Genomic DNA, 22,668 nt, shown 5'->3' with positions numbered 1-22,668 from the left:
GTAGCACCGTCATTCATCAGACACAAGGGTGAAGTGCACGCCTGCGGCGCCCTTGTGTCTGCTGCCTGCCATTGCTCCTTTGCCCTTTGCCGCGACTGGATCGACCGAAACATGAAACCTCACACGCACAGGAGCACTGCCATGAACACACATAACGTCAACGTCAACACCGCCACGCCAGAATCTCCCAAAACATGGGGTAACGGCCCGAAAATCTGCGTAAGCGCAAACGATCTGCGCACGCGCTGGCACACCACAAACGCAGACGGCAAAAACGTCACGCCGTCAGAGGGGAAGCACTACCCGGCACGAAACGGCAGCTATGGTGTGGACGCGCTGCTGCTTGATGAAGCGGATGTCGTGGCACTCCTGGCGGCAGGACATACCTCGCTGCCGCGACTGGCGAGTTCGGGCGGGAGCATGACGGCGCTATATGACCTGGGCGAAAACGCCGAGGGGCGTTACCTCGTTGCCAGCCGAGGCCAGATTTTTTACCGCTCGGATTCATGGCAGGAAGTGCGCCGGGAGTATATGCGCCGGGCCGCAGAGGTGCGGAGGGAGGAGGTACAGAAGTTTCTCGATAACTTTGACGCGGCGATGGCGGCAGGGCTGGACCTCTACAAGGCAAGCGACGTCGCGCGCGGGATCATCACACTGGAAAACGCCCTGAATCCGGTGCCAAAAAATCAGGTAACTGCCGGTGCCGGTGATACCACCCTGAACGAGATCCCGTTCTGAAAACGTTGCGCGGCCTGGAAGGGCGGGCCGCTTTTTCGTCTCAACTGATTTAAGGAAAACTGAAATGAAAATGCACAATGCGCAGACAGTGGTTATCGGTCAGGTTGTCAGCACAGTTCTTTACAATCGCGGGCGGGGCGTCGTGTTCGCCGTTCACGGCGAGCAGAAACCGGCATCAGTCGGGTCGCTTTCAGGCTGCGTATCTTATGGCGGTAATGCCACCTTTGATATTGCGTTTGAGAGCGGCGGAATATCTCGCGGGCTGCCGGAAAGTATCCTGCACAGAAAACAGTGGAGCATATTCCCGGAAATAAAAAAAGGAGAGGATACGGCGCGCATTGTGAAACACGCAGAGTGTGAAGAGCGCCGCAAGCATCAGGAAAAAGAGGAAGCCGAACGCCTTTATGCAGCTGAACGTGAACGCCTGAAAACGGCTCCGGAATATGCGTTGCTCTCACAGGATAAAAACGGCGTGGTGCAGGTTACATCCAACATCCGCAAGGAGTTAAAAGCTAAATTCCCGGGCGCAAAATTTTCGGTGCGCAAAGGGAGTTATGACAGCGTTCGCGTGAAATGGACAGATGGACCGACGGAAGAGCAGGTTAAAGAGATAACAGCAAAATACCGTGACAGTTATTTCGACGGCATGCAGGATATCTCTGTTTTCTGTTCTTCGCCTTTCAATGAAATTTATGGTGGAGTGGGCTACGTTTTTGTTTTTCGCGATTATTCGGACGAGATGAAACAACAGGCTATCGGGATTCTAAAAGTTAAATATGACCATTTGATTGGTGATGAAGAGGTAACAGTAGCTCGTTACAACTCTGGCGATCTGTATCGTATACGGCCAGATTACTTTGGCCACGGTCAAGGCCTACAGAGCGAAATAAATAAAACAATGGCAGTTACTACTGCATGATCCTAAAGGGGCCGCGAGGCTCCTTTTTTATCGCCTTTTATCCGTACCCGGCATTGAACCGGTTACGGATAACTTTATGGCGGCGCCGGTTGTAAATATGCAGCGCATAATAAATCGCCGCACTCTTCATGTTACCCGTTACCGGTATTGAACCGGCACCGGGTAATTCTGTGCGCAAAGTGCGGTGCAGCAGTTAAAGATAACTGGCACAGAAAAAGTAAGATGAGGTGCGCGCTTTAGCTGAATGAAAATCCGTTCAGCCGTTAAACGCCTTACGCGGAATTTTACCTGACTTGATGGCCTTGTAATGTTTATCAATCAGCATCGCATAGTTATAGCGGTTCGTTACGGTGACAGGCTTGTTTTTCATTCCCGCGTTGTACATTCCCACCGCCAGCCACGTTGTGCCGTACTGATTGAAATTACGGCGCAGCAGCATCGCTCCGATATAAATGTTCAGGCACGGATCGCTGAGCAGCTTTTCTTTACTGAGGCCAGGGTACTCCTTCTTCAGCCGCCGCATCGTTTCCGAATTAATCTGCATGAGGCCGTAATCACTGCTGCCGGGTTTACCGTCTTTTGTCAGGTTAGTATTAATAGCCCCCGGGTTATAGCGGGACTCCTGCCAGGCGATAGCGCGCAGATAGTCCGGATCGATGGAATACCATTCGCCGGCTTTAATAAAACAGTCCGCATTCACGCTGGCGGAGAAAATGCCTGTCGCCAGCAGGGCTGCAGCGTGAGTGAATAAACGCATTGCGGCTCCTGATTTGAAAAGTTCGGAGGAGATGTCAGGCTCAATAATATCATAAGAGTCAGGTTTTTACACACCACTCGCAAATTTATTTTTGCTGATAAAACTATTTAAATCATAACCTTAGTTAAATATTGTGGGATATTTAAACAGTAACACACTTACCATCTGGTAACCTCGTGGAATCCGGAAGGTTTTTTAAAGGTTACTTAATGGTTTGTTTCAATATTATCAGTGAGTTAAAATGCTAAATAAGCCATTGGTTTCCACATGGTTACGCATATTTAGGCCGGTTGTTACCTGATGGTTACCAAAGAAGTCATGCCCGAAACCTTGCGTCCTGACTGGTCCGATGTGAACTCCCTCCGCGTGAATTAAGATGAAAGAGAGAAAAAATATGAATGATGAAAATTCAGCTAAGCGTAACAGGGTCAATCTTACAATCCCTTTTTCACTGCTGGAAAAGATTGATGCACACGTCGAAAAAAAGCTGGAAGACGGTGAGTCTCGTGATACTGCTAACCGATCTGCGTTTGTGATAGAAATGTTCAAGCTCGGCCTTCGCGTTTATGAAAATAAAATAAACAAAGATGCTTCTGAAAAGACCCTTGACCAGAAGTTGGAGTTTATCGCTAAGAATGTGCTCGTCAGTGGCTTTATCACTGACGCTATCTTTGGCATTCAAAAAGAAACAGTTGATCCCGGAAAGGTCATCAAAAATGAAATGGTTCTGGACCCGGAGTGGGTGAAGGCCGTCAATGAGCGTGTTGCAGGAAAATTGCAGGAATACTTTAAATAATTATTCAGGGCCTGATGCATCCCACTGGTGCATCAGGCACATCGGTTAATCATTCTTCCTTACTGTCTGAATCGGCCTCTTTCTCCCGAAGTGCTTCCAGCTCTCTCTTCTGCGCTTCACGGATATAGCGGCGCAGCGTAAGCGCGTTAATCCCATACTGCGTGTAAATCTGCTTACGGGTAATTCCGTCCCGTAGAACGGCATTGACTGCCTGATCGCGGTCGCGTTTAGACAGTACGTTTCGATTATCGTACTTGACGCGTTTTTCCTGAATGTCGGGTGAGTCTTTCTTTTCACGCCACGCATCCTTTACGGTTGATATAGTCACGTCGAGAATATCTGCCGTCTGTTGCAGTGTTTTTCCCTGAATGCGCAGGCGAACCGCATATTCTTTTAATTCTTCCGGAACAGGTCTGTAGTCGTCGCTTGTGCCGACGTATTTTATCAATGTTTCTGTAGTGATGTCGTATTCGGCAAGGATATGCTTCCTGAGTACGCCATCGCTTAATTTTTTCTTTATCGCCTCTACGTCATCGGGCGTCAGCTTTCTTTCTCTTTCTCGGGGGGTAACTTCTTTTCCGTCCCGTTCAGCTATTTTTTTGACGGCCTGATAGATGGCCGCGCGTGATACACCGCAGGCTTTTTCAATTTCTTCCAGCGTCATCTTCGGCTCTGCGTGGTACATGCCAGAAATAAGCTCCCACTGCTTCCAGCGATAATCCATTGCTGAGTGTCCCTTGCGCTGTTTTATCAGCTTATAGACGTAGGATTCAGAGCACCCCTGTTCTTCGCATATATCTTTAACGCGCCAGCCGAGCATGACGCGCTCCATTATTTTATCCGCGTCGGGTCCGTACTTTATTGCAGCAGGCTTTTTCGATGCGTTTTTTTTCTTTGGTACAGATGCAGGTTTTACGCCGGGCGGCGCAGGCTTATATTCAGGTGTAATTGTCTCGCCCGGATTGATGAATACTGCCTTATCAAGGCAGTTCTTTAATTTACGGGCCTGCCACAGGTTTACGCCGGGACGGGGAAGAGGAGCTACCAAATCCGCATTAACCATTATCCATGCGGCCGGGTCGGCTGCATCTGAATATTGTCTTAACTGTATCAGTGACCGTTCGGCCGCCGCCTGCAGCTGTCTGGCCGGGACGCGGTTTTTGATAAAGGCGAGCAGCGGAATGGTGACCAGCTGGCAGGCATAAAAGCGGTTTTCTCTGAAGGTGACCTCGTACCAGCCCGGGTCACGCATGTAGTGCAGAAGGGCGTCATTCAGCAGTTCAGTTAAGGCCGCCTCATGCTTTGTCCTAAAAAACTCAGCCGCAAAGCCCGCCGGATCGGCGACAAGCACAACCAAATCGGCAGTTTCACGCATGATTTTTCATTCTCATTCAACCGGTTAGGAGCTTAAGCGAAATTTCTCACCTTAACAATAAGTGAAATTGATCAGTAAGATCAATAACTTAAATTGAAGTGTGCGATCCGGAAGCGTAAAAAAACGTCAGCCGGTTAAGAAACCGTAAGTATCTGTAGCAATCCCACAGATTTGTAAAGGAGGAGTAACCGGTAAGCCAGAAATTTGACTTAAGGCCATACAGGCAGAAACAAACGATAGTTCAACCGACTGATCATTATATCCCTAACTGAGGAAAAAACCTATGAAGGGCTCTCTCTCTTCGTCTTTAAACTACTGCCGCAAGGCAGGGGCGGTAGCGTGGAAGAAACTGAACAAGTCTGCGCTGCTCTCAGCACTGGCGATCCTGGCTGTTTCCGTGATGCCAGCCCACGCCCAGGACTACTTCGCAGGGGCGAAAACTGATGTTACGGATACGTTCGGCGGCAACTCAGCCGTGGTATATATCCTCTATGTGATTGAGATTGCCTTCATCGCCTTCACCTACATCAAGACCAAAAACCTCGCGCTGTTCGGCAGCATCGCCGCGCTGCTGGTTTTCGTGAACGTCGCCTTCAACGTTATCCCGGCTTAACGTCTGCTTATGGATAAACGTGACCGGTATACCTATGCGGCTACGTTTTCCGAGCAGAAGCGGTTCGTGGGGCTGCCACCTGATGAGTTCTGCCTGTATGTGCCACTGGCACTGCTGGCAGTTTTCCTCAACATGTGGATTTTTGGCCCCACGCTTTTAGCCGCCGTGGTTGGAATACGTCACCTCAAGAAAGGCCGCGGTTCTCAGTATCTTCTCAACCTTGCGTACTGGTGCCTGCCCACCTCAGTGATGCGCTTCTTTATCAGCATCCTGCCTGACAGCTACAAACGGCACTGGGTCGCCTGACCCCCCTCCGGAGACAACATGGAATTAAAGCTGCGTTCGGCGGGAAACCGCAATATGGCCGTGGCTATTCTGGTGCTGCTCGTTATCACGATCCTTGCGCTCCTTCTCTGCTGGCGCATCTACGGCGATAACCGGGCGCTGATGAATCAGCTCCTTAATAACAAACAGACCATCATCGTTCCCTACGGCGCGGACACGCCGTTCAGCTTCACCGGCGAGCGCGGCGACGCCCGCTACCTGCGCCTGATGGCGCTGGCGTGGCTGAACCTGCGTCTTAACATCTCCGACAAAAACGCAGAGGCCAGCCACGAAATGCTGCTGGCGGGCGCCTGCGACGGCGCGGAGAAATCACTTAAAGGCGTGCTGGCTGACGAAGCCTCGCGCGTTAAAGGCAACAGCGGCGGGTCGGTGTTCTACCCCAGAGACGTCAGCGTCTGGCCGGACAAGGGCATCGTGGACGTGACCGGCGACCTGCAGCTGAGCTACGGGCTGCACGACGGCAAGCCGGTGAAGAAGCATTACCGCCTGCGCACCGACACCCGTAATAACCGGCTCTGCTGGAGCGCTTTCCTGGAGGTTCCTGATGCGTAAATCCCTGCTAATCAGCGCCGTGGCGCTGCTGACTGCGTTTGGCGCCCGCGCCGAACAGCTGACGCTTAACCCCGGCGCCCGCGTCAGCGCGGCGGTGAGTAACACCAACCCGAACTACCTGCGCGTGAACGATGACCGCATCCTCAGCGTGCAGGCGGCGCAGGGCGTACTGAGCGCCAAATCCCCGACGCCGGAAGGCGCGGTTGTGTTTTCCACTCTGACCGACAAGCCGTTCACCATGTTCGTGCAGACCGCGTCCGGCTTTGCCTTCTCGGTGCAGGCGACGCCGGGCAGGCGCGCGGGCCTGAGCCTGACGGTGGACAACCGGGAGGTGAAGGGTACGGAGGAGGCGCGGGAGTACGAGCAGAAGCAGGACACCTACAGCGCGCTTATCAGCGGCCTGGTGGGCAGGTTCATCACCAACCGCAAGCCGGCAGGCTACGTGATGAGTAAAAACACCGACGTGCCGGTGAGCGAGTCGGTGAAAAGCGCGTTTGCGCTGCGCCCGGTGACGGCCTGGCAGGGTGACCGGGTGCGCATCGTGCGCACGGACATCACCAGCCTCTCGTCGCAGCGTATCCGCCTGAGCGAGCGCTACTTCTGGAGCCCGGGCGTAATGGCGGTGGCGTTTCATCCGCAGCTCGACGTGCTGGAGCCGGGCGCAAAAGTCTCCGTCGTGACGGTGTTCCGCACGAAAGGAGGCCCGGATGAACCTTAACAGCCTGGTCCGCAGCAAACAGCGCCGGCTGTTTGGCATCATCCTCGCCGCCGCTGCCGTCATCATCGGCGGCCTGTACCTCGCGAACCGGGGCGCAGCCGGAAAGAGCGGCGGCCACGAAAGTAAACCTGACCGGGCCACCGCCGAGCCGGACCTGACCGGCGGGGGCGTGGTCAACGCCTTTGACGGTTCCGGGCAGGGCTCGCTGCTGGTGAGCGCGCAGAACCGCGAGAAGGAAGCGCGCGAGCAGCTGGCCTCCATGCAGAAAGACTTCAGGTCGCTCAAAGACCAGATGTCGGATGTGATGAACAACAACAAGTCGCTGCAGCAGAACGTCAGCGACCTGATGGATCAGCTGAAAAATCAGCAGAACCAGCAAAAGACGCCTCCTGCCGGACAGCAGGCACAGCAGGGCACGCAACAGGGGACTCAGCAGGGCGCGGGCTACACGCCGCCGCGCACGGAATACTCCTTTGCGCCCGCGCCGGTGCAGACGGGCCAAATCGATAACCAGACGTTTGACTACTCGCAGTTTGAGCCGAAAGCGAAAGACACCTCGTTCTGGGTGCCGACCGGTACGTTCTCCGACGCCATCGTGATCGAGGGGGCCGACGCCAACGCCTCGGTGCGCGGGGAGAACAACCTGGTGCCGATGCAGTTCAAGCTCAAGGGAAAAGCGCACCTGCCGGGTAACAACAAATTCGACCGGTTTGATAACTGCTTCGTGACGGCCGCAGCCTACGGCGACATCTCCAGCGAGCGGGCCATCGTTCAGCTGCAGCGCCTGTCCTGCATCATCGACGGCAAGCACATCGATCAGGCGGTGAAAGGGCACGTCGCCTTTTACGGCAAGAACGGCATTAAAGGCGTGCCGGTGATGCGCAACGGCAAAATCCTGGGGCTGGCGTTTACCGCCGGGGCGCTGGGTGGTCTCGGTCAGAGCGCCTCGCAGGTTGGCCAGACGGTCACCGGTATCGGGGCAACCAGCACGGTCAGCGGCGGAGACGTGGCGCGCGGTGCCATCGGCGGCGGCGTGGGCAAGGCGGCGGACAAGCTGGCCGACTACTACATCGAGCGCGCCGAGCAGTATCACCCGATCATCCCGATCGGGGCGGCGAACCGCGTGGAGGTGGTGTTTATCGAAGGCTTCCGCGCGAAGTTCATTGAGGATGAAGAAGCCGCGAAGCTTGCGAAAGAGCAGCAGCGCTCGGGCGGGCAGCAGCAGGACACGCAGACGCGGGAGCAGGGCAACAGCGGCCTGCCGCCGGATCTCGTGGGCAAGCTCGGTGACGCCACCCGCCTCAACATGAACGACTTCGTGACCCCGACCCGTGGCGAACAGGCGAAGGGTACGACCCCGCAGGGCGTGGCGCAATGACGGCTGAAAAAATCCGGCTTCGTCACGCAGAGCACTGCGGCTGGATGGTTTTTACCGAACGGACGGTGAACTGCTTCGGGCGTGAGGCCGATGCGCGCATCCCGGGCCTGCAGGCGCTGGGGTTTGGCGTAAAGAAGCTCTACTGCAAGCCCGGCCTCATCCCGGACGACGGCTACGTCGCCCTGTTCGGGGAAACGCTGCGGCGACTGCTGGAGGTCGCCCCCGGCGACGCCTTTGCCATGAGCATGCTCTCCCGGCTCGGGACCAGCGGCAAAAACGGCGACCTCTTTATCGACTTTACGGAAATCGACGCGCTGTCATCCGGTAGCGCCGGCGGAGAACACCATGAATAACCCGACAGATGTAAGCCATACCCAGCCTGCGGATGATCAGTCTGTTGCTGGTCACTTCCTGATAACGGGCGAAACCGGCGCGGGAAAAACCGCGCTGACCATGACCCTTATGAAAGACCTTCTTAACCAACACGCAGACGGAGAGCACCATGACTAAAGCTCACTCTTTTATCATCAGCGCGCTGGCCGTCATGCTGAGCGGCTGCGCGGGCATGAACAGCGACTTTGAGTTCGACAAGCCGGCTAAGGACTCCGGGGTCTGGATGTCGCAGGCCGACGATATGTCCGCCGGGAGCAGCGGCAACGCGCCAGCGACTAACGCGCCGAACGGCTTCACCGGCGCGGGCATTCGCCTGGACGACTACCGCCTGATTGATACCGGCACCATCCGCCTGGACCCGCAGACGGAGGCGCAGGCGGGGCGCAGCGGCCTGAATGACGGCATTCCGGTGCGCGTGGCGTCATCCGGCGGGGTCCGCCCGTTAACGCGGGAGAACGGCGTGCTGCGCACTGACGCCCGGCAGACCGCGTACTGCAGCGCGGCGCACTGCTTCCCGGAGCCGGCCGCCGCGTTCCGCCGCCCTGACGGCGTGGCGCGCATCTGGATTGCGCCGTACGTCTCCCCCGATAACAACGTCCACATGGGCGAGGTCATCTACAGCGTCTCCAGTCACGGCGACTGGAGCGGCATTCTGATGTGAGGTCTGCATGAAATTTCTGAAAGGCTTCCGCTTTGACCCGCTTAACGTGGTGGAAACGGTGGCGGGCATTCTGGGCGAGCGGGACACCACGAACGAGACGCGCCAGAAGCTGCAGGACATGGACTACCCGCACATCCGCGACCTGCTGCCCTACAAGGATTACGACACCGAAAGCCAGATCTGGGTGAACAAGGAGTCGGTGGGCTTCGTGGTGGAATCGCAGCCGCTGATTGGCGCCAACGAGAAGCTGGCCGAGAGCCTGGAGTATCTGCTGCGCGACGTGGCGCCGCGCGATGTTCCGCTGCAGGTGATGCTGGTTTCTTCCCGGGCGGTGAAAGAGCAGGTGGAACAGGGGCTTAAAAACTTCGCCTGGAAGGGGCACCGGGCAGACGAGTGTAACGACGTCACCGCGCGTTTCTTCCTGAACGGGGCGCGCTACACCTACAGCAACGGCCTTGACCATCCGCTGACCCTGCGTGACTACCGTCTGTTCTTTATCTGGGCCATGCCGGTGAAGCACCTGAGCGAAACCGACATGATCCGCGTGCGCGACGTGCGCCGGAACCTGCTGAACGCGCTTAACGCCGCCGACCTGTGGTCCACTGCCATCGGCGTCAGCGAGTTCAGCAGCGTACTGCGCGAGTTCTTTAACCACGACCCGGCGCGGCTTGAGCGCTACGACAGCGAATACGATCCGGCGGCCGACCTCAGCACGCAGTTCGTGGACCGCACCACCTCCTGGCGGGTGAAGCCCTCGCACATTCGCATTGAGGGCAGCGACGCGAAGAACCAGCCGTTTGCGGCGCGCATGGTAAACCTGAACCTCGACCGCAACCCGCAGGAGCACTTCCTGTGGCAGAACGGCAACATTATTCAGGACCTGATGTCCCCGACCAACGGCATTCCCTGCCCGTTTATCTGCACGATGGTGCTGACCACCGAGGAGCAGATGAAAAGCCAGGGCGAGGCCAACAGCCGCTTCCTGTCGCTGGACTCGCGCGTGAACACCAGTTACGCCAAGTACATTCCGTCAACGACGCGCCAGCACGCCGAATGGAAAGACGCCCGCGCGCGGCTGCTGTCCAATCAGACGTCGCTCACGAGCTACTTCTACGGCATTACGCTGTTCTGCCCGGACGACGACGACCTGACGTCCCGCTACACCGAAAAGACGCGCAACGCCTTCGCCGCCCAGGGGCTGCGCTTCGTGCGCGCCGACTTTATGCAGCTGCGCAACCTGCTGGCCACGCTGCCGTTTGCGATGGTGAACAAGAAGCTGCGCGACGACTGCCGCAAAACCGGCGGCATTCAGCGATCGGAGTCGTTTCACGCGGTGAACCTGATGCCGGTCATCGGCGACAACAAGCTGTGCGCCTCGGGCATTCTTATCCCGAGCTACCGCAATCAGGTCGCCTTTATCGACGTGTTTGACGAGAGCCTGCCGAACACCAACTTCAACTGGTTTATGTCCGGCACCTCCGGCGCGGGCAAGTCGGTGCTGGCGAACTCCATTGCGCGATCGGTGCTGGACAAGGGCGGGACGGTGGCGGTGCAGGACATCGGGGATTCCTACAAGGCGGCCTGCAGCAGCCTCGGTGGCACCTACATCAACGGTGATTCCCTGCGCTTCAACCCGTTTGCGAACGTCACGGACATTACGCTCGCCGCCGAGCGCATCCGCGATCAACTGTGCATTCTGGCGAGCCCCAACGGCCTGCTTGATGAGGTGCACGAGTCCATGATCCTGGAAGCCATCACCGAATCGTGGCCGACCTATCAGCAGGACATGCGTATTGACCACGTCATTGACTACCTGACGAAACGACAGGCTGCCATCACCCGCGAGTACTCCTCGCAGATTGGCGGGCGCATTGATGAAATCACCACCCTGCTCGGCAAGTACAGCACAAAAGGGATTTACGGCCGGTTCTTTAACTCGTCTGAGCCGACCCTGAAGCCTGACCTGCAGTTCGTGGTCACCGAGCTGGGCGACCTGCGCAAGCAGCAGGACCTGCTGTCGGCGGTGCTGTTCAGCATCATGATCTGGAACGAGAACATGATGTACACCACACCCCGCAGCATGCGGAAGATGAACATCATCGACGAGGGCTGGAAGCTGCTGGGCGGATCGAGCACCAAGATTAAAGACTTCATCGAGGAGGGCTACCGCACCGCCCGACGCCACAACGGCTCCTACGGCACGGTGACCCAGGCGATACGCGATAAAAACCTGTCCACGGCGGCGCTTGCGGCCTACGACAACAGCTCGTTCAAGTTCACCTGTATGCAGGACGCCAAGTCGTTCACCACCTTCCAGAAGGAGGAGCCGCACGCGTTCAACGAGCTGGAGTGGGAGATGATCAGGAAGTTCCCGCCGGCGAAAAAGGCGCGCTACAGCTCGTTCCTGCTGAGCGTGGGCGAGTTTTCCAGCTTCCACCGCCTCATTCTCGATCCGCTGAGCGACGGGCTGTTCTCTTCCAAAGGCGAAGATTTTACCTACCGCGAGAAGCGCCTGCGCGAGGGCGCTGACATCAAGGACATCCTGTTTGAGATGGCCGACAACGACGCGCACAAGCGCGACATCATCCACATGCTGCGGGAGATGCAACTTTGAATACCAAACACCTTGTGGCGGGCTGCGGCCTGTCAGTTGCGCTGAGCGTGGCCGCATGCGCGGCCGCCTGGTTCCTCTGGCTGAAGCCGCCTGAGCTTGTCACCTTCGACATGAAGGGCACGACCAACGCGCTTATCCGCCAGACCGCGAAGCTTGACCTGACTGACGACCAGCGTAAGGCGCTGCTGACCCGCTTTGACCGCAGCGTCACCACCGCTACGGCGGAATACGCCAGTGAACACGGTGCGGCCATTCTGGTGAGCCCTGCCGTGGTCACCGGCCTGCCGGACGCTACCCCGGAGATTCAGGCGCGCCTCGCCGGGCTGATGAAGGCCGGTAACCCGCCGCAGTAACCCTGTCCGATCACCCCAACGGGAGCCTCCCGATGATACATGCAACTCCGCTGGCGCGTGCAGTCGCCGGCGCGCTGCTCGCCATGCTCAGCCTGCAGGCGGGCGCGACTGAGCTGGGCACGTACGGCGATACCTGGGACATCCGCGAGCGCAACCTGATCGCGGTCCTGAAAGACAACCTGAAAGAGCACTTTGCCGGCCGGTCGCAGGCCGACATCGAGCGGGACATGCAGAAAAAGGCCGGGGACGAGGCGATGCGCCCGCCGCCGGTGGCGGGACTCACTACCGCGCGCGAGACGCACAGCCGCCTGTTTGATCCGTCGTTCACGGTGCAGCGCGACATTGCCGACCAGAACGGCGTGGTGTTTGCGCACAAAGGCCAGGTGGTGAACCCGTTTGACGTCATCCCGGTGTTTGACGAGACGCTTTACTTCATCGACGCCGACGACGACCGGCAGATTGCCTGGATGAAGCAGCAGGTGCCGCACACCACGACCTCCCGCGTCATTCTGGTTAACGGCAACGTGCGCGACAGCGCAGAGGCCCTCGGCAGCCGGGTCTACTTCGACCAGACCGGCAACATCACGAAAAAGTTCGGCATCACGCAGGTGCCTGCGGAAGTAAAGCAGGCGCCCGGTAAGAAACTCTTCCTTATTACTGAATTCGGTCTTCCCGACCGATAACGGAGCCAGACATGAAAAAGCACATCCTCGCCGCCGCCCTGACGCTGAGCCTGACCGGCTATGCCACCGCAGACACGACCGGAGCCGCAACAGCTGGCGCTGCGGGCGCGTTCAGCGATACGCAGAAGGCGCAGATCGGCGAGATTGCAGCAGATTACCTGCGCGCCCACCCGGAAATCCTGATTGAGATGAGCCAGAAGCTGCAGGCGCAGTCGCAGGAAAAACAGATGGCCTCCGCCGCCGGCGCGGCGCTGAAGGAGCAGGACGGGCTGCTGAACGATCCGACCTCACCGGTGCTGCACCCAAAGGGCGACGTCGCGGTCATCCAGTTCTTTGACTACCAGTGCATCTACTGCGCGAAGGTCGCCCCGACCGTGGAGCAGTTCATCAGCCAGAACCCGAACGTGCGCTTCATCTATAAAGAGTGGCCGATTTTCGGCAGCCGCTGGCCCGCATCGGTACAGGCGGCGAAAGTTGGCCTGTCTGTGTACAGGAAAGGCGGCGCAGAGGCGTACCACCGCTACCACGCCGCGCTCTACGCGACCGGCCACAACGAAGGGAAGCTGCTGGATGAAGACATCCGCCAGGCGGCGGTGAAGGCGGGCGTGACCACGACGCCGAAAGAAGAGGTCGAGGCGACGGGCGCGGCGCTGGAGAAAAACAATCAGCTGGCCCGCAGCCTCGGCATTCAGGGCACGCCCGCCTTCTTCGTCATGCCGGTGACGGGCGCCACCGCTGAGAACGTCAGCGTGATCCCGGGGGCGACTGACCTGCAGGCGCTGCAGGCGGCGGTGGAAAAAGCGCGCGGCGGCGTGAAGAAAGGAGGCTGACATGGCCTGGCGCACGGTTTTACTGGCGCTCGCGGTGTGGGTCTGCCAGCCGGCGTTTGCCGCTGACAACGGCAAGACGTCCCTGACCTGCGAGGGGCGCTGGGTTAACCCCATCACCGACGTGTGCTGGGAGTGCCTGTTCCCGATGAGCATTGGCAGCGTGCAGGTGTCAGCCGGATCGCTGCCGGATACCGAAAACCCGTCATCGCCCATTCAGTTCTGCCCGGCGCCGCCGCCCATTTTTGAGCGCCCGGGCATCGCGATTGGCTTCTGGGAGCCGTTTGCGATGACTGACGTGACGCGCTCGCCCGGCTGCATGGTGAACATGGGCGGCTTCAACATCAACATCCCGAACACCGGCACCGGCACCGGCACGAAAACGGCGAATGAGCACCCGGGCACCTTCTATCACGTCCACTGGTACAAATACCCGCTGATCTCCTGGCTCAACATTATCACTTCCGAAATGTGCATGCAGGGCGGGGAGTACGACATCGGCTACCTGTCAGAGCTGGACCCGACCTGGCAGAACGACAACCTGGCGCTGTTCCTGAATCCGGAGGTGATGCTGTTTGCGAACCCGGTGGCGCAGATGGCCTGCGCAGCGGACGCGGTGGCGGCAGGCGTGAGCAAGCCGATTGATGCGCTGTTCTGGTGCGCGGGCTCACACGGCTCGATGTACCCGTTTACCGGCAACATCGTGAACGAGTCGAGTGGGCTCAACAGCGGGGCGCTGCTCTCCGAACGGATGGACTTCAAGCTGCACCGCGAGGGGCTCATCCTGGACACCGTGCCGCAGAACACCGCTGTCTGCTACGAGTACCCGTCCGCGATCATGCCAAAAAGCCGCTACCGCTATCAGATGGTGAACACCATCCCGGACGTGGCGTCGTGTCATCCCTTCGGGCGCAACGTGATGCTGTGGCAGACCGGCAAGGAAATGCCGAACAGCAAAAAGAACTACGGCTATCTCATCTGGAAAAAGCGCAACTGCGTCGTGCTTTAAGCGAGGACTTATGAGGAAAACACGCAACACGCTGTGGCTTGCAGCTGGCCTGACAGTGGCGCTGGCCGCGCAGGCTGAAGACGCGCCGCAGGGCACGCAGGTCGGCAGCACGGAAAACGAGACGGCCTATTTCCTGTCCGCCTCTGTACCCGAAAAGGAGATGGCCATCCTGATGAAGGCGGCCGAAGCCCGGGACATTCCGGTCTACTTCCGGGGGCTGGCTGGCGACAGCATGGAGCAGACCGCGAAGTACATGATGTACATGGTCAGCACCTATAAGGTGCGCGGCGTGCAGATAGATCCGGTGCGCTTTGACCGCTACGGCGTGAAGCAGGTGCCGGCGCTGGTGAAGAAGTGCGGCGACCACTTCGACATCGTGTACGGCAACGTCGCGCTGAATCAGGCGCTGAGCATGATCGAGACGCGCGGCGACTGCCGTAACAGGCCCTGAGCGGTCCCGCTGCCCGCTGCGGCGGGCTTTCTTAACCCTTTCCGGAAACTCTCATGAATAAAGCCACTCGCTCCCTGCTGCAGGGGCTGCTGCTGACCTGCCTGTCAGCCAGCGTCCTGGCGGCGTCGATGGACGCTTCCAACCAGGAAGGCATTAACGCCGGCAAATCCGCTGACGGCACGACCAGCGCCGATCCGAACGGCTACTTCGACAACTACAGCTCAGACGCGCCGCAGCGCGGCTACTACAGCGGCCCGACCCAGACGTCATCGAACATTGACGTGAAGGGGCAGACGGAGCTGAGCGAGTCTGATTTAGGCCAGACCGCGCGCGAATCCTACGTGAATAACCCGGCGGACAAGCTCAGCTACGACTCTGACATGATGAAGTACAGCGACGAAATCCGGGAAAACGCCAACGCCATCACCGGTGTGAACGGCAGCCAGTGCGTGGCGCAGGAGCTGAACAAAACCACCTGGACCACGCACAGCTGTGAAATGGCCACCCCGCTTTCACAGTCCTGCACGCGTAAGGCCACCATCGTGACGACCGGATCGTACGAGGAGTACGGCACGCAGCTGGTGCTCAACGCCCGCGACGTTACCGGCAGAAAGCTGGATAACTGGTGGGTGCAGTATGACTTTGTCGTGCCGGAAGACGGCACCATCAGCAGCGGCACTTGGGAGTTCCTTTACCCGAAAGCGCCGGGCTACCACGGAGACCGCCTGGATTACTCCATCCAGGCCTTCGGGCAGACGATTCGAACCAAAATCAACTATTCCGGCACCCTGAGCATTCCGGCTCAGAAGGTCACGCAGGGGCAGGTTATCAGCGTGCTGTTTCGCTATAACACCGACGGCCACTATGAGTCCGGCCGCGACGGCACCATGAATTCTCTCGCTAACGGCACGATGGTTCTGCGCATCACGCTTCCCATGCAGGCGGTACGCGACACGGTCACGGCGGGCATCGAATGGACCAACAGCTGCCCGGCGGACATGGGCGACGCGGTGAAGCTGAGCGAGGTCTGCAGCGACCCGGGCGGCACCCGTTCGGTGACCGTGGGCGGGCAGGCCTACAGCCTCTACAGCGACTGCTGGGGCTACACCACGCAGTGGAACGTGTTCGAAGACGACACCAACACCTGTCAGGCCTATATCGACGATCCGAACTGCAGCGAAGGCACCCGCATTTGCACCCAGAAAATCGGCAACCTCTGCGTCTACAGCAAGCTGACTTACCAGTGTGCGCACACTGTGAAAAGTACCGGCTACGTCTGCGGCTCGGAGTTCTACTGCTCGGACGGCAGCTGCTCGGCGATGCAGGCGGGCCAGAACCAGAACTTTGAAGCCGCCGTGTCGCAGCTGGCCGCGCTCGCGGCGGCGGGCAAGGACTTCGCGGGCATGGACCCGAACTCAGTGACGGCGTTTACGGGCAAGGCGATGGCCTGCCGCAAAAGCGCGGCAGGCTTCAGCAACTGCTGCAAAAGCGGGGGCTGGGGGCAGAGCGCGGGGCTCGCGCACTGCAACACCGAGGAGAAGGAGATCGGCACCGGCAAGGAGAAAAAGCTGGTCGTGAAGGTCGGTTCGTACTGTTCGAAAAAGGTGCTCGGGGTCTGCCTGCAGCAGAAAGAGGGCTACTGCGTGTTTGACAGCAAGCTTGCCCGCATCGTGCAGGAGCAGGGGCGCCGCGATCAGCTGGGCATCAGCTTCGGCTCCGGTGAAAGCCCGGACTGCAGGGGAATAAAGGTCGCTGAGCTGCAGGGCATAAAGTTCGATCACATCGACTTCAGCGACTTCTACGACGACCTGAACAGCAACATCAAACTGCCGGACCAGGATGCGCTGAACCAGCGCATCACCTCCGACATCCAGAACAGCCTCAAATCAGGAGACTAAGCGTGAGAAAACTCATCGGCCTCGCGCTGCTGCTGGCGGTATCGCCGCTGCACGCGGCAGAGGAAAAAAAGCCCGACGGCTACAACTACGACCCGGCGGTCGGCTGGTACTGGTACAACGAGCCGGTAAAAAAGGACGAGGAAGAACAGCAGCAGGCACCGCCGCCCGCTGCGCCGCAGGAGACGCCCACGCAGAAGATGAAGCGCCTGCAGGCGTTTCGCGACAACCTGATGAACGAGGCGATGCTGCACCCCTCTACCGAGAACATCCGGCGCTACAAAATGGTGCAGGACTGGATGGTCAATCAGGCCAGCATGTTCGCTTCGCGCTGGGAAAAGGTGCTGCTGGACAACCCGGAGCTGGACTACAGCCTGAAGCACCCGTTCTACAACGGCACCGCAAACATCCAGTACACCGAGCAGCGCCAGAAGCAGCAGGCGGCTATCCGCTACGTCAATCAGCGCTACGGGGTGTTCTTCTTCTATCGCGGCAACGAGCCGCTGGATAACCGGCTCGGCGGGGTGGTGAAGGAGTTCAGCGAGCAGTACGGGCTGACCGTTATCCCCGTGACCGTGGACGGACGCGCGAGTCCTGACCTGCCGGACACCCGGCAGAACGCCGGTCAGGCGGAAAAGATGAAGATAGAACACTTCCCGGCCATCTACCTGGTCGAGCCGCGCACGAAGAAATACCAGCCGCTGGCCTACGGGTTCATCACCCAGGACGACCTGGCGCGCCGCATGCTCAACATCGTTACCGACTTCCAGCCCGAGGATTAATCATGATTTCAAGACTCTTTGCCGTACTGCTGATGCTCACGCCGGTGCTGGCCACGGCCAGCACGATTGACGACATTGCCCGCCTGGAGCAGGCGAAAGAGGGGGCGGACGCGTCCGCACAGCCGGATAGCCAGCCAGAGAAAAGCGCCACCTCAGATACGCCTGCTGCACGACCGCAGACGTCGGTGGCAAAGCCGATCTGGTATCACCTGAGCGACGGGCGCCGCGTGGACGTGGGCCACTGGCAGATCGTGCACTTTGTCCGCTCCGACTGCCCGTACTGCCACCGCTTCAACCCGACCCTGAAGTCGGTGTCCGGGCAGACCGGCATCGGGGTGTTTGTCTACAGCTTCGATGGCAAGGGTGACGCAGTGTTCCCGAAGGTTATGCCGGTGAATGACGGCATCCTGAAGGACTTCTTCGCAGAGCTGCCGCAGGCGACGCCCACCGACTTCATTATCAACACGCAGTCGCTGGTGACGATCCCGCTGTCGCAGGGGGAAATGAGTGAGGAGGCGCTGAAGCAGCGCCTGGACGAGTCTTTTGCACTGGCCGTGCGGCTGGGGGTGCTGTGATGAATAAATTTGCGTTAAGTGCCGGTGTCGCAACTGGTCTGTTGTTTTCTGCTGCCGCAAGCGCGGACGTGCAGAACGACATCAACAAGTTCTTTAACGACATGGGCGGCGGTGGCGGTAACTACACCCAGGCGGCCGCCTGGCAGGGACAGTCGGCGGGCTACCTGACCGGCGGCAACCTGTTTATCCGCACGCCGGTGCGCAACATCCAGCTGATTTCGGTGACGCTCCCGGACATCAAGTCGGGCTGTGGCGGCATCGACGCCTATCTGGGCTCGTTCAGCTTCATCAACAGCGACAGCATCAAAATCATGGGCAAGCAGATCCTCAGCAACGCCGCCGGCTACGCCTTTGATCTCGGGCTTGAAACCATCTGCCCGCAGTGTAAAGCCGTGAAGGACTACCTGCAGAAGCTCGCGGCAGACACCAACAACATGAACATCTCCACCTGCCAGGCCGCGCAGTCTATCGTCGGCGGCCTGTGGCCAAAGACCCAGGCGGCCAGCTCGCAAATCTGTCAGGACCTCGGCACTAAACACGACGTATTCTCTGACTGGGCGGCATCCCGTCAGGGCTGCGGTGTGGGCGGGGAGACGAACAGCGTGTTCGACAAGGCGACCGAGGAAGAGAAAAAGCGCATCCCGCGCAACCGTAACCTGACGTGGGACACGTTCACGAAGCTCAATCAGTTTTTCAGCAACGATCGCGCGCTAAAGGAGTTCATCATGTCGATGGTCGGCACGGTCATTTACGACGCGAACGGCAACCCGACGTTCCTGCAGCCGCGCGGGGGCAGCGAGTCGATGTTCAACACGCTCCTGAACGGCGGAACCGAGAAAATCTACCGCTGCAACGACAACACTACCTGCCTGTCGCCGACTATCGCGGAGCTGACTCTGTCGGAAGACGAAGGCATGACCGGCCGGGTGCGCGACATGCTCAATGACATCTTCGACAAAAGCCGCACCGACACGGCGCTTAACGACAACGAAAAGGCGCTTATCAGCAGCACCCGCGTGCGCATCCTGCGCTACACCATCGACTCCGCATCGGTGGGCATGGATCAGAGCGTGGTCAGCAGCCTCGCGGAGTACATCGCGGCCGATATGGTGATGTCATACATCAACGGCCTGATCGACGTGGCCGCGAGCGGGGCGGCGGGCACGCTCGATACCGAGGAAGAGAACAAGCACTTTCGCGAGAACCTGCGTCAGGTGCGCAACGAGCTGAGCCAGCGCGTCGCGCGAATCCAGGTGCAGCAGAACGGGCTGGCAGAATATGACCGCAGCCTGTCCGAAACGCGCCAGCAGCTCTCTTCATCCGTGTCCGACAGCGTGCTGTCGAACTATCAGTTCGGGGGGTAAGCATGGCGCTTGATATCTGGGTAGTCAGCTCCGGCGGCATGATCACAATGGGCCTCAATGCGGTCGCCACGGTAATGGAAAACGGCGGCTGGAAAAGTACGATCTGGGTGGCGGAGATGCTGGGCATCGCTTTCTGCGTGATGACTTACCTGCGCACGCACAATATGACGGCGATGTTCGGCTGGGGGCTGACGTTTGTACTGGTTACCGCCCTGCTGCTGACGCCGAAGGTCACGGTGGTGGTCAACGATCTGACCGCCCCGGACACCATCGGGCGGGTGGATAACGTGCCGGTAGGGCTGGCCATGCCGCTCTATCTGGCGACCGGCGTGGGCTACACGCTCACGACAACCTACGAAGACATCTTCCACTTCCCCGACGAGCGGTCCTACACCAAAACCGGCATGCTGTTCGCGAGCAAGCTGCTGCAGGACAGCTTCACCATCGACAGCCGCAACCCGGTGCTGGCCTACAACATGGGGGAATACACAAAGAACTGCGTAGTGCCGGACATCATGCTGAACCACAAGTACAGCATGCAGGACGTCATGGAGTCTGAAGACGTGCAGGCGCAGATTTTCAGCAACCCGAGCCCGCTGCGCGCCATCTACTGGCGGGACGCGACCGGCACCACGTATATGCAGTGTCGGGACGCGGCGCCGCGTCTGAAAAACCTGCTGTCGGCGGAGAGCAACAACACCGGCAGCACGTTCATGGCTCACGCGGCCCGCATGCTGCCGGGCAACAACGCGCCGCAGACGGTCTACGCCGAGCAGCTGGCGGGGTCCTATGAATACTTCCTCGGCAGCAGCAAGTCGGCACAGGCCATCATGATGCAGAACATCGCTATCGCAGGCCTGCGTCGCGGGCTGAACAGCTACGTGAAGGGCATGAACGACACCGCCTCAATGGTGGACATCGCGTCCGAGCAGTCGCTGATGAAGCTGCGCCTGTCGCACGCGGTCAGCTACGCCATTGCGACGGAGGTGCTGCCACAGCTGCACACGGTGCTGCTGCTGTTCTGCATCTGCATCTTCCCGGTAATGGTGCTGGCGCTGTACGTGCGGGAAATTGCCTGGTCGGTGATCAAAAGCTACCTGAACTTTATGGGCAGCCTGATGCTGTGGCCGGTGATGTTCGCCATCTTTAACTTTGCGGTGAACTACAGCACGCAGAACAGCTTTCACGCGACGGGCCCGACGCTTTCCAACGTGAACCGCCTGATGGAAACCAGCACCACCACGGCGGGCATTGCCGGCTGGCTGATGCTCTCCATCCCGTTCCTGGCGTTTCGCCTGTTCACCGGGCTGGGTCAGGGCTTTGCCAGCCTCAGCTCCAGCCTCGGCAGCGCGCTCAGCAGCGCCTCGGCGGCGGACTCCGGTGCGGTGGCATCGGGTAACATGAGCGTGGGTAACGTGCAGCTGGACAACATCAACGGGCACAAAACGGACCTGAACCGCGCTTATCGTGAGGGCAACACCTCTGTGCAGCTGGGCAACAGTGCCATGCGGACCGTGACGCAGGACGGGCAAACGGTGTATGACGCCTCCGGGGCAACCAGCCGCCTGCCGGTGGATCTGCACCTTGACCGCAACCTGGCGAGTGCCGCGCAGCGCTCGGTGCGCGACAGCATGGCGCAGACCGAAATGGCGGCGCAGGGCTACAACCACTCAGTGCAGGAAACCGGCTCGCAGCTCAAACAGTTCCATGAGCAGTTTGGCAACAGCGATTCGAAAACCCTGTCGGCCTCAACCGGCATGAGCATTACCGACGCAGAGCGCGTGAACAAAATGCAGAACGTGGCGCAGGACTATGCAACCCGCAACCATATCAGCCTGAATGAGGCGTATTCCGAGCTGGAGAATAAATCACGCGATCTGGCACTCTCTAGGGGGACGCGCGGCCAAGCCAGTTTTGACAGTAATAAGTCGCTGTGGGGTAAGGTGGGCTCATATGCCACGGGCATCTCAGGTAAAGTTGATGTACATGGCGGTCTTGAGGCTACGGGACGCTCAGGCTCAACCTCTCAAACAACAGAAGGCGGTCAGAGCGGCAATGACAACTCACAAACGATTTCTGCGCGCGAATCGCAGGACTTCAGCCAAGGCATGGATGTGCTGCGTAACTACAGCACGACCTACAATGGTCAGCACGTTGATAATAACGCGTCCGGCCTGATGAACCAGATCTCTTCCGGCATCACGACCTCTGACAGCAAATATGCGCAGTACACGGCCAGCCAGGCGCACACGCATGAGATGCAGAAGATGGCCTCCGAGACTGAAACGCTCAGCGCGAGCGCGCGTGACAACTATACACAGCAGTTTGTGCAGTGGGCAATGCAGCGATCCCCGGGCAATGCCGAAACCATTCTCACCAATACCTCAGATGAAAATGTCCAGAAACAGCGCGATGGTCTGGTTCAGGAGTTCTTCGCTGAGAAGCTTCAGGGACGGATTGACGGAGACTACGCGCGTAACTCAGGAAGTACCGCTGAGGGGATGGGTGCTCCGGCAAACACTGCAGGTGCTCAGTTCGGCGGCGCATATAACAGCGCTAATCAGAGCATTGATGCAGGTGTTGCCAGGAACAACATTCGTACCGATGTTAACGGAGAAGTTGAAGCCCAGCAGGGTGTGGTCAACAATAGAGCAAGCGCCGCTCAGCAAGAGCTATATAAAGGACAGAGCGAAACTGGAAGTGCAATGGCATCACGCAAGGGTGAATATACGGTGAGTTCAGATGAGTATTCACGCCATAAACAAGCTGCAGATGCTCATCAAAAAGAGGTTTCAACAAACATGTTCAATTCAAAGAATTATAAAGATTTAGAACGTGAGCTTGATAAAGAAAGAAAAGAAAAGGAATAA

At 58.6% G+C, this 22,668-nt stretch carries 24 protein-coding genes; 22 read left to right on the top strand and 2 right to left on the bottom strand.

The genetic code is table 11. From position 1 onward, the window contains the following. Positions 1-141: 141 nt before the first annotated feature. A complete protein-coding gene (locus Q9R34_RS17730) occupies positions 142-738 on the top strand; it encodes a hypothetical protein (RefSeq protein WP_485895416.1) in 597 nt (198 codons plus the stop codon). A gap of 64 nt (positions 739-802) precedes the next feature. Further along, positions 803-1,657, top strand: a complete 855-nt coding sequence (locus tag Q9R34_RS17725) for an LPD29 domain-containing protein (protein ID WP_485895414.1) — start codon at positions 803-805, stop codon at positions 1,655-1,657. A gap of 256 nt (positions 1,658-1,913) precedes the next feature. Here the strand turns inward: Q9R34_RS17725 and Q9R34_RS17720 are convergent, their stop codons facing one another. Further along, complete coding sequence (locus Q9R34_RS17720) at positions 1,914-2,414, bottom strand: lytic transglycosylase domain-containing protein (protein ID WP_485895412.1); 501 nt, start codon at positions 2,412-2,414, stop codon at positions 1,914-1,916. Between the two features lie 394 nt (positions 2,415-2,808). Here Q9R34_RS17720 and Q9R34_RS17715 point away from each other — a divergent pair, with 394 nt between their 5' ends. Then, on the top strand, positions 2,809-3,210 hold the full coding sequence (locus Q9R34_RS17715) for a relaxosome protein TraM (RefSeq protein WP_485895410.1): 402 nt from the start codon (positions 2,809-2,811) through the stop codon (positions 3,208-3,210). Positions 3,211-3,259: 49 nt separating this feature from the next. Here Q9R34_RS17715 and Q9R34_RS17710 read toward each other — a convergent pair whose 3' ends face one another. Beyond that, a complete protein-coding gene (locus tag Q9R34_RS17710) occupies positions 3,260-4,585 on the bottom strand; it encodes a hypothetical protein (RefSeq protein WP_485895408.1) in 1,326 nt (441 codons plus the stop codon). 283 nt (positions 4,586-4,868) lie between these two features. Between Q9R34_RS17710 and Q9R34_RS17705 the strand changes: the two genes are divergently transcribed. Genes Q9R34_RS17705 through traG form a run of 19 tightly spaced genes read left to right on the top strand, consistent with a single transcriptional unit; the run spans position 4,869 to position 22,668 of the window. Continuing rightward, on the top strand, positions 4,869-5,198 hold the full coding sequence (locus Q9R34_RS17705) for a type IV conjugative transfer system pilin TraA (RefSeq protein WP_039390122.1): 330 nt from the start codon (positions 4,869-4,871) through the stop codon (positions 5,196-5,198). A 9-nt stretch (positions 5,199-5,207) separates the two neighbouring features. Further along, positions 5,208-5,504, top strand: coding sequence for a type IV conjugative transfer system protein TraL (gene traL, locus Q9R34_RS17700; protein ID WP_039390120.1), 297 nt, complete (start codon positions 5,208-5,210; stop codon positions 5,502-5,504). An 18-nt stretch (positions 5,505-5,522) separates the two neighbouring features. Beyond that, positions 5,523-6,095, top strand: coding sequence for a TraE/TraK family type IV conjugative transfer system protein (locus tag Q9R34_RS17695; protein WP_039390119.1), 573 nt, complete (start codon positions 5,523-5,525; stop codon positions 6,093-6,095). Beyond that, positions 6,088-6,813, top strand: coding sequence for a TraK domain-containing protein (locus Q9R34_RS17690; protein WP_485895405.1), 726 nt, complete (start codon positions 6,088-6,090; stop codon positions 6,811-6,813). Before Q9R34_RS17695 ends, Q9R34_RS17690 begins: the two co-directional genes overlap by 8 nt. Beyond that, a complete protein-coding gene (locus Q9R34_RS17685; protein WP_485895403.1) occupies positions 6,803-8,191 on the top strand; it encodes a TrbI/VirB10 family protein in 1,389 nt (462 codons plus the stop codon). The genes Q9R34_RS17690 and Q9R34_RS17685 overlap by 11 nt, the downstream gene beginning before the upstream one ends. After that, positions 8,188-8,544 carry a hypothetical protein gene (locus Q9R34_RS17680; protein ID WP_203025693.1) on the top strand — a complete coding sequence of 119 codons (357 nt, stop codon included), beginning with the start codon at positions 8,188-8,190 and terminating at the stop codon, positions 8,542-8,544. Before Q9R34_RS17685 ends, Q9R34_RS17680 begins: the two co-directional genes overlap by 4 nt. Next, entirely contained in the window at positions 8,537-8,701 is a 165-nt protein-coding gene (locus Q9R34_RS17675; protein ID WP_271153569.1) for a hypothetical protein, read from the top strand. The genes Q9R34_RS17680 and Q9R34_RS17675 overlap by 8 nt, the downstream gene beginning before the upstream one ends. Further along, a complete protein-coding gene (traV, locus tag Q9R34_RS17670; RefSeq protein ID WP_485895400.1) occupies positions 8,694-9,245 on the top strand; it encodes a type IV conjugative transfer system lipoprotein TraV in 552 nt (183 codons plus the stop codon). Before Q9R34_RS17675 ends, traV begins: the two co-directional genes overlap by 8 nt. A gap of 7 nt (positions 9,246-9,252) precedes the next feature. Then, on the top strand, positions 9,253-11,859 hold the full coding sequence (gene traC, locus Q9R34_RS17665; RefSeq protein WP_485895398.1) for a type IV secretion system protein TraC: 2,607 nt from the start codon (positions 9,253-9,255) through the stop codon (positions 11,857-11,859). After that, positions 11,856-12,212: a TrbI F-type domain-containing protein gene (locus Q9R34_RS17660; protein ID WP_485895396.1), complete on the top strand. Its 357-nt coding sequence runs from the start codon at positions 11,856-11,858 to the stop codon at positions 12,210-12,212. Before traC ends, Q9R34_RS17660 begins: the two co-directional genes overlap by 4 nt. Before the next feature lie 32 nt (positions 12,213-12,244). Beyond that, on the top strand, positions 12,245-12,895 hold the full coding sequence (traW, locus tag Q9R34_RS17655; RefSeq protein ID WP_485895394.1) for a type-F conjugative transfer system protein TraW: 651 nt from the start codon (positions 12,245-12,247) through the stop codon (positions 12,893-12,895). 11 nt (positions 12,896-12,906) lie between these two features. Continuing rightward, positions 12,907-13,725 (top strand): DsbA family protein, encoded by an 819-nt coding sequence (locus tag Q9R34_RS17650; protein ID WP_485895392.1) that lies wholly within the window; start codon positions 12,907-12,909, stop codon positions 13,723-13,725. Between the two features lies 1 nt (position 13,726). Then, positions 13,727-14,731 carry a conjugal transfer pilus assembly protein TraU gene (traU, locus tag Q9R34_RS17645; protein WP_485895390.1) on the top strand — a complete coding sequence of 335 codons (1,005 nt, stop codon included), beginning with the start codon at positions 13,727-13,729 and terminating at the stop codon, positions 14,729-14,731. Positions 14,732-14,741: 10 nt separating this feature from the next. Next, positions 14,742-15,182: a type-F conjugative transfer system pilin assembly protein TrbC gene (trbC, locus tag Q9R34_RS17640; protein WP_485895388.1), complete on the top strand. Its 441-nt coding sequence runs from the start codon at positions 14,742-14,744 to the stop codon at positions 15,180-15,182. A 53-nt stretch (positions 15,183-15,235) separates the two neighbouring features. Further along, entirely contained in the window at positions 15,236-17,080 is a 1,845-nt protein-coding gene (locus Q9R34_RS17635; protein WP_485895386.1) for a conjugal transfer protein TraN, read from the top strand. Positions 17,081-17,082: 2 nt separating this feature from the next. Further along, complete coding sequence (gene traF, locus Q9R34_RS17630; RefSeq protein ID WP_485895384.1) at positions 17,083-17,859, top strand: type-F conjugative transfer system pilin assembly protein TraF; 777 nt, start codon at positions 17,083-17,085, stop codon at positions 17,857-17,859. Between the two features lie 2 nt (positions 17,860-17,861). After that, positions 17,862-18,434 carry a type-F conjugative transfer system pilin assembly thiol-disulfide isomerase TrbB gene (trbB, locus tag Q9R34_RS17625; RefSeq protein ID WP_485895382.1) on the top strand — a complete coding sequence of 191 codons (573 nt, stop codon included), beginning with the start codon at positions 17,862-17,864 and terminating at the stop codon, positions 18,432-18,434. Further along, positions 18,434-19,798 carry a conjugal transfer protein TraH gene (locus Q9R34_RS17620; protein ID WP_485895437.1) on the top strand — a complete coding sequence of 455 codons (1,365 nt, stop codon included), beginning with the start codon at positions 18,434-18,436 and terminating at the stop codon, positions 19,796-19,798. Before trbB ends, Q9R34_RS17620 begins: the two co-directional genes overlap by 1 nt. A 2-nt stretch (positions 19,799-19,800) precedes the next feature. Beyond that, positions 19,801-22,668, top strand: coding sequence for a conjugal transfer mating-pair stabilization protein TraG (gene traG / locus Q9R34_RS17615; RefSeq protein WP_485895380.1), 2,868 nt, complete (start codon positions 19,801-19,803; stop codon positions 22,666-22,668).

The sequence above is a fragment of the Enterobacter sp. BRE11 genome (genome assembly GCF_031844285.1).
Classification (GTDB): Bacteria; Pseudomonadota; Gammaproteobacteria; order Enterobacterales; family Enterobacteriaceae; genus Pantoea.
This window is presented reverse-complemented; position numbering and strand designations above follow the sequence as displayed.